The 2,555-nt window shown below is 35.4% G+C and carries 1 protein-coding gene; it reads left to right on the top strand.

Annotated features, from left to right (window positions below; all coding sequences use genetic code 11):
- The first annotated feature begins 133 nt into the window (after window positions 1–133).
- Window positions 134–1,291, top strand: a complete 1,158-nt coding sequence (locus F6K13_RS27930) for a sugar phosphate nucleotidyltransferase (RefSeq protein ID WP_124145001.1) — start codon at window positions 134–136, stop codon at window positions 1,289–1,291.
- The last annotated feature ends 1,264 nt before the right edge of the window (window positions 1,292–2,555 follow it).

Raw genomic sequence — 2,555 nt, 5'->3', positions numbered from 1 at the left:
TTTAAATAGGGAAAGTGAAAAATTCTCATTTTGCTTTTTTCTCTGTTAATCTGAGATTTTAACGGAGTGAATTGTGTTAATTGAAAACACAGATATAAGTATTTTTGATATTTCAAAGGTGGAGGAAACTTAAATGAAGGCCATGATTCTGGCAGCCGGTAAAGGAACTCGTGTTCGTCCAATTACTTATCGCATTCCTAAACCAATGATTCCTATTCTGCAAAAACCAGTAATGGAATTTTTGGTAGAGTTGCTTCGTCAACATGGTGTTAACCAAATTATGGTCAATGTTAGCCATTTAGCAAAGGAAATAGAGGATTATTTTCGTGATGGTCAAAAGTTTGGGGTAGATATTGCTTATTCTTTTGAAGGACGAATTGAGGATGGAAACTTGATTGGGGAGGCACTGGGTTCTGCTGGTGGTATGAGGCGAATTCAAGACTTTTATCCTTACTTTGATGATACTTTTATAGTCCTTTGTGGTGATGCTTTGATAGATTTGGATTTGACCGCAGCACTCAAATGGCACAAAGAAAAAGGATCGATGGCTACCGTTATTATGAAATCTATTCCTCGCGAACAGGTTTCTAGTTATGGTGTTGTAGTGACAGATGAAACAGGGCGAATTCAATCTTTTCAGGAGAAGCCAAAAGTTGAAGAAGCTCTTAGTACCGATATTAATACTGGTATTTATATTTTTGAGCCAGAAGTGCTTGATTATATTCCGTCTGGTGTTGAATTTGATATTGGTAGTCAGTTATTTCCCAAGTTGGTGGAGATAGGAGCGCCGTTTTATGGTGTGGCAATGGATTTTGAATGGGTGGATATTGGAAAAGTTCCAGACTACTGGCGAGCAATTAATGATGTACTTATGGGGCAAGTCAAAAATGTTTCTATTCCTGGTAAGGAGGTATTTCCAGGAATTTATACAGGCTTAAATGTAGCGGTTAACTGGGATAAGGTGGATATCCAAGGGCCTGTATATATCGGTGGTATGACCAGAATTGAAGATGGAGCAAAAATTGTTGGGCCGAGCATGATTGGTCCGAATTGCTGGATTTGTAGTGGAGCTACTGTTAATAGCAGTGTAATTTTTGAGTATTCTCGCTTAGGCCCAGGAATTCGTTTGATTGATAAGTTAGTATTTGGTCGCTATTGTGTGGATAAGACTGGAGCATCTATTGATGTTCAAGCTGCTGCTCTTGATTGGCTAATTACTGATACTCGTCATCCTGATCCTCCTCAAGAACATATAGATATTAAGGATTTTTTGCAAGAAAATGGTGGTTAATTTCTAATGAAGAAGGAAGGGTTGATAATTTTTTTGACTGTGTGTTACCTCTTCTATAGATGAGAATTCTAGGAAACAAGAGTTGTTCACTTATTGAGTTTAAACTTTAGAAATTAGCAGAATATAGTTTATATCCACAATAGTATATGAGCAATATTTTCCTGGCTGTACAGCTGCTGTTTGCGGAGTATTGTATCAGTAAAGTCACTACTGGATTATTCAGAAAGAAGTGGCAATTTCTAATAGATTCAAACTGTGAAAACAATAAAAAACCTAATTCTCAGAAGTTTTTAGGGGAGATAATAACAAGCTAAACGGTTTAGCTAATGTTTGTTATTGTCAAGAAAAATAAGTAAGTTGCTTCATTCAACTTTCTAAAGTTTATAACATAAGTTAAGAAGTAAGAAGGAAGAAGGAAGAAGGCCTTTAGTTATCTAGGCGATTAGTTATCTAGGAGAGGACTGAAGTTGAAAAAATCTGGCGTTGTCTGAGTTTTAAGCTTTTGATATGTCTTAACCTTTCTTTCGACTGCTATATTTCAATTGCTGCCCTTTGCACGACTAATTGGGGTTTGCTGAAAAAGTCTTTTGGCAGGGGTAGGTGTTAGGAGGAACGACTCAGGAGTAAGGAGGAACGGGGAATTTAGAGGAGGTAGTCGGATATATTTATCCCTTTATTTTTTTTGCCATAGTTAGCCCAAAATCCTAACTTTTTGCTTGCTCAAGCTTAAAAAATTGCACTTTGTTTCGCTCTAAAAAGGCTAAAACCTTTATCTATAAATGCTTTGAGATTTAATCAGCAATCCCTAATTGGTACAGTAAAAGAGTAAAAGTATTGAGTAAATAATAAGATTTCATTTTGATCTTTGCTTATTGCTTTGAGCATTTTACCTAATCGTTCTACAAAGTTCTATATATTAGTTTCTGAGTAGTATAATTCCTAAAGTTAGTATGGGCAAAAGGTATTTTACTCCTACTATATTAACTCTTATTACTAAATGCTGAATTATATCAATGCTAGGGGATTTGATATTAGTTCGTAGAGTTTAAGTTGAAGGAAGAGGGAAAGAGGTTGATTAACTTTTTTTTGACTTTTGAATTCTGTGAAGTAATTGTCTGAAATTTACTCTTAATATCATGTCCGTTTAATAGCGCTCAGGAAAAACTTTTTTCTTCTCTTCCTTATTCTTCCCTCCTGACTCATTACTCCTTCATCTTTGATTTATAAGTATTTAACCGGACATAATATAACTTCTTCCTTCTTA

This window comes from Okeania sp. SIO2B9, assembly GCF_010672505.1.
GTDB classification, from domain to species: Bacteria; Cyanobacteriota; Cyanobacteriia; order Cyanobacteriales; family Microcoleaceae; genus Okeania; species Okeania hirsuta.
Note: the sequence above shows the minus strand (reverse complement) of the source record. Positions and strands in the feature narration are given on the sequence as shown.

What these genes read in the sequence shown, in the direction of transcription:
- F6K13_RS27930 (WP_124145001.1), top strand. Translation starts at nt 134, where the DNA reads ATGAAGGCCATGATTCTGGCAGCCGGTAAAGGAACTCGTGTTCGTCCA.